We start from the raw sequence: 8,072 nt of genomic DNA, 5'->3' as shown, positions 1-8,072 counted from the left end.
CGGGCCACGGGAGTTCGCTGCCGGGTCGGCGGCCGATCCGGGTGGATCAGACGGCGGCCGGGTCCTCCTCGGTGAGGAGGTTGCGGGTGCGGTTCGGGTCGACCGGGATGCCCGGGCCCATCGTGGTGGTGATGGCGACCTTCTTGACGTACCGGCCCTTGGCGGCGGACGGCTTCACCCGCAGGACCTCGTCCAGGGCGGCGCCGTAGTTCTCGATGAGCTGCTCGTCGCTGAACGACGTCTTGCCGATGATGAAGTGCAGGTTCGAGTGCTTGTCGACGCGGAACTCGATCTTGCCGCCCTTGATCTCGTTCACGGCCTTGGCCACGTCCGGGGTCACGGTGCCGGTCTTCGGGTTCGGCATCAGGCCGCGCGGACCGAGCACGCGGCCGAGGCGGCCGACCTTGCCCATGAGGTCCGGGGTGGCCACGACCGAGTCGATCTCGTTGAGCAGGTTGCCCTTGAGGATCTCGTCGATCAGCTCGTCGGAGCCGACGATGTCGGCGCCCGCAGCCTTCGCTGCCTCGGCACGGTCACCGGTCGCGAAGACCAGGACCCGGGCGGTCTTGCCGGTGCCGTGCGGGAGGATGACGGTGCTGCGGACCATCTGGTCGGCCTTGCGCGGGTCGACGCCCAGACGCAGGGCGACCTCGACGGTCGCGTCGAACTTGGTCTTGCTGGTGGCCTTCGCCAGGCGGACGGCTTCGAGCGGGGCGTACAGCCGCTCGCGGTCCACCTGGGCGGCGCCTTCGCGGTAGGTCTTGCTGCGCTGCGTCACTTCTGCTCCTGAGGTACGGAAGGAGTCGTGGTGTGCTCGGGCCGACGCACGGCCCTGCCACGGGATTTCGGGTCGGTCCCGGCTCACGGGAGCCGCGGACCGGGCGGGCGGCTCAGCCCTCGACCGTGATGCCCATCGAACGGGCGGTGCCGGCGATGATCTTCTCGGCGGCGTCCAGGTCGTTCGCGTTCAGGTCCTGCATCTTGGTCTCCGCGATGCCGCGGACCTGGTCGCGGGTGATCTTGGCGACCTTGGTCTTGTGGGGCTCGCCCGAGCCCTTCTCGACACCGGCGGCCTTGAGGATCAGGCGCGCGGCCGGCGGGGTCTTCGTCACGAAGGTGAAGGAGCGGTCCTCGTAGACCGAGATCTCCACCGGGACGATGTCGCCGCGCTGCGACTCGGTCGCCGCGTTGTACGCCTTGCAGAACTCCATGATGTTGACGCCGTGCTGGCCCAGCGCCGGACCGACCGGCGGGGCCGGAGTCGCGGCGCCGGCCTTGATTTGCAGCTTGATGACGGCTGCAAGCTTCTTCTTGGGAGGCATGTTTCCGGGTCCTTCGACGATGTGTTTCCGTGTCGCCGCACGGTACGCAGGGCTCCGCAAGGGGCCCGTTCGTGCGACGTGCGCCACGCTCGGCCGCTCCCTCGGGGAACGGCGGACGCGGCGTGGCGCCCCCACAACGATAGCCACCGTTGCGAAGGCGCCCTAATCCGCGGTCCGGGACGGCGTCCTGCGCCGCCCCGGACTCCGGAAGCTCTGTGGTGCCGTCAGTTCTTCTGGATCTGGTTGAACGACAGCTCGACCGGGGTCTCACGGCCGAAGATCTCGACCAGGCCCTTGACCTTCTGCGAGTCCGGGTTGATCTCGTTGATCGTGGCCTGGAGCGTGGCGAAGGGGCCGTCGATGACGGTGACCGAGTCGCCGACTTCAAAGTCGAGGACCTTGACCTCGGCGGGCGCCTTGGTCGCGGTGCCGCCGCCGGCCGCGGCCTGCTCCTCCTCGGGGGCGAGGATCTTGGCGACCTCGTCGAGGGTGAGCGGGAAGGGCTCGTGGGCGTTGCCGACGAAGCCGGTGACACCGGGGGTGTTGCGGACCGCGCCCCACGACTCGTTCGTCAGGTCCATGCGGACCAGGACATAGCCGGGGAACTTGTTGCGCTTGACGGTCTTGCGCTGGCCGTTCTTGATCTCGACGACCTCTTCCATCGGCACCTCGACCTGGAAGATGTACTCCTCCATGTTGAGGGAGGTCGTGCGCGATTCGAGGTTGGCCTTCACGCGGTTCTCGTAGCCGGCGTACGAGTGGATGACGTACCACTCGCCCGGCGCCCGGCGCAGCGCGTCGCGGAACTCCTCAAGGGCGTCCACCTGGGGCTCGGCCGCGACGGCGTCCTCCGCGTCCTCCCCGGCGGCGTCCTCGGCCGCTTCGGCGTCGTCGGCAGCGTCCTCGGCGTCGACCGCGGCCTCGGCCTCGGTCTCGTCGTCGAAGGCGGGCTCGGCGACGTCGACTCCGGTGGAGGCGTCCTCCGCCTGCTCCGACAGGGACCCCGTCTCCTCGACGGTCTCGTCGGGGAACAGGTTCGGGTCTGACACGGTGGCTGCTTCTTCCTGGGTGGGGATCAATCGGTGGGCCCGGCGGTCCGCTGAAGAGGCCGCGACCCGGCGGGGCCCGGGGCACAACGCCCCGGACACCACAGTAACCGGCGGAACGGCCGGATCAGCCGAAGATTTCGAGCGCCGCCCGGGCGAACCCGAGGTCGAGCGAGTACACGATGCCGATGATGATCAGGCAGAACACGATCACGACGGTCGTGTACGTGATGAGCTCGTTGCGGGTGGGCCAGACGACCTTGCGCAGCTCGGCGACGATCTGCCGGTAGAAGAGTGCGAGGCGCGCGAAAAGGCCCTGCTTCTTCGGCTCGGGCTTTTCGGCGTCGGCACGGCGCCCCCTGCGGTTCCTGCCGCCGGGGGGAGTCTCGTCCACGCCGAGTTCGTCCGAGCTCTCGTCCTCGGGCGTGGCAGTGGAGCCGCGGGCCTCCGTCACTCGTCCTCACCTGGATCCGGTCTGACTGGATCACCGACGGTGTCGTCGGCGCTGATTGACTGGCGCTGACTGCTATGCGCACCCCGGGATCGAGGATCCGTGTCGGGATGGCACATCGCAGGGCACGAGGGACTTGAACCCCCAACCCCCGGTTTTGGAGACCGGTGCTCTGCCAATTGAGCTAGTGCCCTTCGGTGGTCCCAACCTAGCCGAGAGTCGTGCCCGACAACCACGGGTTTCCGGGCGCGACGGCAACAGGTTCGATCCGCCAGTGGATGAGTGTACGGGTTGCGGTCGCCCAGGTCGAACCCGTCACCCGGTCGCCGTCCCGGTCAGGGCCCCGCGCACCCCTCTCCCATGGATCTTCCGCTGTTCTTCGGTAGATCTTCGGTTGATCTTCCGTGGGTCTCCCACTGATCATTCTCCGGCCCCTCCGCGTGCTCTTCCGCGTGCATATCGTGAAACCTGTGTGCCCGGCCGGGAGCGGCAGTGGGACGATTGGCCCATGACCGCAGCTTCCACCAGCCCCCAGTCCACCCCGCCCGCAGAACGCCGGGTGTCCGCCCGCGTCGGCGCGATCGCCGAGTCCGCGACCCTCGCCGTCGACGCCAAGGCAAAGGCACTCAAGGCCGCCGGCCGTCCGGTGATCGGCTTCGGCGCCGGCGAACCCGACTTCCCGACCCCGGACTACATCGTGGACGCGGCGGTGGCCGCGTGCCGCGCGCCGAAGTTCCACCGCTACACGCCGGCCGGGGGGCTGCCCGAGCTGAAGCAGGCCATCGCCGACAAGACGCTGCGCGACTCCGGCCTGGCCGTCGACCCCGCGCAGGTGCTGGTCACCAACGGCGGGAAGCAGGCGATCTACGAGGCGTTCGCGGCGATCCTGGACCCGGGCGACGAGGTCATCGTCCCGGCGCCGTACTGGACGACGTACCCCGAGTCGATCAAGCTCGCGGGCGGTGTGCCGGTCGAGGTGGTCGCCGACGAGACCACCGGGTACCTGGTGTCGGTGGAGCAGTTGGAGGCCGCGCGCACGGCCGACACCAAGGTGCTGCTGTTCGTCTCGCCGTCGAACCCGACGGGTGCGGTCTACTCGCGGGCGCAGGTCGAGGAGATCGGGCGCTGGGCGGCGTCCCACGGGCTGTGGGTGCTGACCGACGAGATCTACGAGCACCTGGTCTACGACGACGCCGAGTTCGTGTCGATGCCGACCGTCGTGCCGGAGCTGCTGGACCGCACGATCATCGTCAACGGCGTGGCGAAGACGTACGCGATGACGGGTTGGCGGGTCGGGTGGGTCATCGGGCCCAAGGACGTCGTCAAGGCGGCCACGAACCTCCAGTCGCACGCGACGTCCAACGTCTGCAACGTGGCACAGGCGGCGGCACTGGCTGCGGTGTCGGGGGACCTGACGGCGGTCGACGAGATGAAGGTGGCGTTCGACCGGCGCCGCCGCACCATCGTGCGGATGCTCAACGAGATCCCGGGCGTCGAGTGCCCCGAGCCGAAGGGCGCGTTCTACGTGTACCCGTCGGTCAAGGGCGTCCTCGGCAAGGAGATCCGGGGCAAGGTGCCACGGGACTCGGCGGAGCTGGCCGGGCTGATCCTGGACGAGGTCGAGGTCGCGGTGGTGCCGGGCGAGGCCTTCGGGACGCCGGGCTACCTGCGGTTGTCGTACGCGCTCGGCGACGACGACCTGGCCGAGGGTGTGTCGCGGATCGCGAAGCTCCTGGCGGAGGCCAAGTAGGGCGTTGTCGTGCGGCGGGCGCCGTCCACCGGGTTCGGTGGGCGGCTCCCGTCCGCGTTCGCGGGGGTTGGCGAGGGGCGGGCCAGGGACGGGCGAGGGGCGGGCCAGGGGCGTACGAGCGGCGGGTCCGGGCCTGGTGAGCGGGGTNGTGGCCCCCCCCCGTCCGCGTTCGCGGGGGTTGGCGAGGGGCGGGCCAGGGACGGGCGAGGGGCGGGCCAGGGGCGTACGAGCGGCGGGTCCGGGCCTGGTGAGCGGGGTGCGGGGCGCGGAAGTTGTCATCCGGTCGGGGCAACCTGCGCGGACTGCACCCGGACGGGCGTCCGGTCGGCAATGATCGGGGAGATGGATCACCCCGTCCGCGATGTGCGCGCGCTCCCGAAGGCCCACCTGCATCTGCACTTCACCGGTTCGATGCGGACCCAGACCCTGTTGGAGCTGGCCGACCGGTACCGCGTGCACCTGCCGTCCGCCCTCACCTCCGGCACTCCCCCGCGCCTCCGGGCGACCGACGAGCGGGGCTGGTTCCGCTTCCAGCGGCTGTACGACATCGCCCGCTCGTGCGTGCGCGACGCGGACGACGTGCGCCGCCTGGTACGCGAGGCGGCCGAGGACGACGCCGCGGAGGGGTCGGGGTGGCTGGAGATCCAGGTGGATCCGACGTCGTACGCCCCGCGGCTCGGCGGTCTGACCCCCGCGGTCGAGGTGATCCTGGACGCCGTCGAGGAGGCGGAGCGCTCGACGGGCGTCGGCATCGCGGTGGTCATCGCGGCGAACCGGACCAAGCACCAGATGGAGGCACGCACGCTCGCCCGTCTGGCGGCGCGGTACGCGGAGCGGGGGCGGGTCGTCGGGTTCGGCCTGTCCAACGACGAACGCCGGGGACGCGCGCTGGAGTTCGAGCGGGCGTTCGACATCGCGCGGCGCTCCGGGCTGTTCGCGAACCCGCACGGCGGGGAGCTGGACGGGCCGCGCAGCGTGCGCGAGTGCGTGGATGTGCTGGGCGCACGGCGGCTCGGGCACGGCGTGCGGGCGGCGGAGGACCCGCAACTCGTGGCCGAGCTGGCGCGGCGCGGGGTGGTGTGCGAGGTGTGCCCGGCGTCGAACGTCGCGCTGGGCGTCTACGACGACCCGGCGGACGTCCCGCTGCGGCGGCTGTTCGACGCGGGCGTCCCGATCGCCCTGGGCGCCGACGACCCTCTGCTGTTCGGCTCCCGCCTGGTGGCCCAGTACGAGATCGCCCGCACGTCGCAGGGCTTCTCGGACGAGGAGCTGGCGGAACTGGCAAGGCAGTCGATCCGGGGATCGGTGGCCCCGGAAGGGGTGCGGGACAAGCTGCTGTCGGGCGTGGACGCCTGGCTGGCGGGCTGAGGGGGCGGGGCCCGGGAGACTCCTCGAAAGGCCGCCGGGGAGGCCGCTCGGAGCGGCGCGGCTCGGGGCGACGCGCCTCGGGCACCGCGGCTCGGGAGACTTCTCGGGAGGCCGCCGAGGAGGCCGCTCGGGGCGGCACAGCCCCGGGCGCCGCAGCTCGGGGCACCGCAGGCCGGGGCACCGCGGGCCGGGGCACCGCGGCTCGGGCGCTCCGCCGCTGGGGCTTTGAGGCCGTCCGGCCGTGCGGGGCGGGAGTCCCTGGGCCCCAAGGGTTGTTTGCTGCTTTTCTCCATGTTTGTCCTTTCGGTGGCTCGGGGAGGCTCCCCCGCACGGCCACGGTCGCGATGGACTGGCGGAAGGCACGTACATGACGACTCGGCCCCCCGCGTCGGGGCATCTCGACGCCGGTGCGGACGACGGTGAATTCGCGCGCGTGGCCGGTGAATTCGCCGCGTCGTCGTCGGCGGGGCTGCTGATCCTCGACCGCGAGCTGCGCTATCTGCACGTCAACGAGGCTCTGACGCAGATCAACGGGGTGTCCGCCGCGGACCATCTCGGCCGGCAGGCGAGCGACGTCATGCCGCTGCTGGCGAAGGACGAGCCGGTACTGCGTGCGGTGCTCGCGGACGGCCGGACCCGCGAGCTGATCTCGTCCCGCGGCACGCACGACGCGGACATGGACTCGCGCCGGTACTGGCTCGGCGTCTACGACCGCTGGGAGGCCGACGGCGAGGTGCGGGGCATCGTCGGCGTGGTCGTCGAGGTGTCGCCGGCCTACCGCCGCTCACTGAACGACGACCGCGACGACCAACTGCGGCTCGGGCTGTTCGACGCCGCGCGCGAGCGCATCGGCACGACGCTGGACCGCGAGACCACGTGCGCGGAACTGGCCGCGTTCGCGGTGCCGTTGCTCGCCGACTGGGCGGCCGTGGACCTGCTTCCCGAGTACGTCTCCTTCGAGGGCGGCCAGGGACGCGCCGGGGTCCCGGAGCCCGCGCGCGGTACCCCGCTGCTGCTGCGCCGCGAGGCGGTGGCCGGGGTGCCGGGGCTGCGGCGCGTGAACGAGGCCCTGAACGGCGCCGGGACGGTGCTCGAACACGAGCCCGGTTCGGCGGGCGTACGGGTGCTGGAACAGGTCCGCGCGGTGCGCGAGGACTACCGGACCATGGCCGCGCGGCCGGGTGCCGCGGCGGCGCGGATCGCGGCGTACCGGGCGGCGGGCGCGCACTCGGGGATGTCCGTGCCGCTGGTCGCGCGCGGGCGGACGCTGGGAGTCCTCACGCTGATGCGGGTCGGCAGGTCGCCGGGCTTCACCGACCGCGACGAGGTGACCGCCCGGGAGATCGCGACGCGGGCGGCAGTCAGCCTGGACCACGCGCTGCACTACGAGCACGAGCACGCGGTGGCCCTGGAGTTGCAGGAGTCGCTGCTCGGGGAGCCGCGCGATCCGCGTCCGGACATCGACATCGCCACCCGCTACCTGCCCGCGGGCAGCGAACTGATGGTCGGCGGCGACTGGTTCGACGTGGTCGCGCTGCCCGGCGGCCGGACGCTCAAGGTCATGGGCGACGTCATGGGCCACGGCCTCAAGGCCGCGGTCGCGATGAGCCACTACCGGATGCTCGTACGCGCGGTCGCGGCCGCGGGCCTGGCACCCCACGAGATGTTGCAGCGGCTGGACGACATGGTCGCGGCGGCGGGCTTCGACCGGGTCGCGACGTGTCTGCTGGAGGTGGTGGACCCGGGCGCGCGTACCGCCCAGATCGCCAGTGCGGGGCACCTGCCACCGGCCCTTGTGGAGCCGGGCGGGATCCGGCTGCTGGACGTGCCGGTCGGGCCGCCGCTGGGGACGGGCGCCGGGGGCTACACGTCGACGACGGTCCCGCGCGTCCCCGGGCCGGTGATGCTGCTCTACACGGACGGCCTGGTCGAGCGGCGCGGCGAGGACATCGACGCGTCCCTGCGGCGGCTGACCGAGCTGCCTCCGGTGCCGGACGGGGACGACCTCGGCGTACTGCTCGACCATGTGCTGGACCACCTGGGTCCGGGGGCGCAGGACGACATCGCGGTGATGGCGTCGCGGCTGCTGCCGCGCGGCTGACGCCCGGTGGGCGCGGCCTCGGTCCGAGGTCGCG

General features: G+C 71.8%; 7 protein-coding genes and 1 tRNA gene. 3 read left to right on the top strand and 5 right to left on the bottom strand.

Annotated features, from left to right (window positions below; all coding sequences use genetic code 11):
* Positions 1-46: 46 nt before the first annotated feature.
* The 5 genes from rplA to ACRX5S_RS14145 all read right to left on the bottom strand — a co-directional run bounded on the left by rplA (position 47) and on the right by ACRX5S_RS14145 (position 3,013).
* On the bottom strand, positions 47-778 hold the full coding sequence (rplA, locus tag ACRX5S_RS14165; RefSeq protein ID WP_436773266.1) for a 50S ribosomal protein L1: 732 nt from the start codon (positions 776-778) through the stop codon (positions 47-49).
* A gap of 112 nt (positions 779-890) precedes the next feature.
* Positions 891-1,322 (bottom strand): 50S ribosomal protein L11, encoded by a 432-nt coding sequence (rplK, locus tag ACRX5S_RS14160; RefSeq protein ID WP_358363015.1) that lies wholly within the window; start codon positions 1,320-1,322, stop codon positions 891-893.
* Positions 1,323-1,546: 224 nt separating this feature from the next.
* Positions 1,547-2,371, bottom strand: a complete 825-nt coding sequence (gene nusG / locus ACRX5S_RS14155) for a transcription termination/antitermination protein NusG (RefSeq protein ID WP_436773265.1) — start codon at positions 2,369-2,371, stop codon at positions 1,547-1,549.
* Between the two features lie 124 nt (positions 2,372-2,495).
* Positions 2,496-2,822, bottom strand: coding sequence for a preprotein translocase subunit SecE (secE, locus tag ACRX5S_RS14150; RefSeq protein WP_358363013.1), 327 nt, complete (start codon positions 2,820-2,822; stop codon positions 2,496-2,498).
* 118 nt (positions 2,823-2,940) lie between these two features.
* Positions 2,941-3,013, bottom strand: a tRNA-Trp gene (locus tag ACRX5S_RS14145).
* A 314-nt stretch (positions 3,014-3,327) separates the two neighbouring features.
* Between ACRX5S_RS14145 and ACRX5S_RS14140 the strand changes: the two genes are divergently transcribed.
* From ACRX5S_RS14140 to ACRX5S_RS14130, 3 genes are all read left to right on the top strand, one after another.
* Positions 3,328-4,569 carry a pyridoxal phosphate-dependent aminotransferase gene (locus tag ACRX5S_RS14140; protein WP_436773264.1) on the top strand — a complete coding sequence of 414 codons (1,242 nt, stop codon included), beginning with the start codon at positions 3,328-3,330 and terminating at the stop codon, positions 4,567-4,569.
* Positions 4,570-4,911: 342 nt separating this feature from the next.
* Positions 4,912-5,937 (top strand): adenosine deaminase, encoded by a 1,026-nt coding sequence (locus ACRX5S_RS14135; RefSeq protein WP_436773263.1) that lies wholly within the window; start codon positions 4,912-4,914, stop codon positions 5,935-5,937.
* Positions 5,938-6,304: 367 nt separating this feature from the next.
* Complete coding sequence (locus ACRX5S_RS14130; protein WP_436773262.1) at positions 6,305-8,038, top strand: SpoIIE family protein phosphatase; 1,734 nt, start codon at positions 6,305-6,307, stop codon at positions 8,036-8,038.
* Positions 8,039-8,072: the final 34 nt, after the last annotated feature.

Source organism: Yinghuangia sp. YIM S09857 (assembly GCF_051388915.1).
In the GTDB taxonomy this organism is placed as follows: domain Bacteria; phylum Actinomycetota; class Actinomycetes; order Streptomycetales; family Streptomycetaceae; genus Yinghuangia.
The sequence above is the reverse complement of the archived record's forward strand: the minus strand, read 5'-3'. Positions and strand labels throughout refer to the sequence as shown.

Excerpts from the sequence above, each read along its gene's own strand:
- ACRX5S_RS14140 (WP_436773264.1), top strand. The coding sequence starts at position 3,328 with ATGACCGCAGCTTCCACCAGCCCCCAGTCCACCCCGCCCGCAGAACGC.
- ACRX5S_RS14130 (WP_436773262.1), top strand. The coding sequence starts at position 6,305 with ATGACGACTCGGCCCCCCGCGTCGGGGCATCTCGACGCCGGTGCGGAC.
- rplK (WP_358363015.1), bottom strand. The coding sequence starts at position 1,322 with ATGCCTCCCAAGAAGAAGCTTGCAGCCGTCATCAAGCTGCAAATCAAG.
- ACRX5S_RS14135 (WP_436773263.1), top strand. The coding sequence starts at position 4,912 with ATGGATCACCCCGTCCGCGATGTGCGCGCGCTCCCGAAGGCCCACCTG.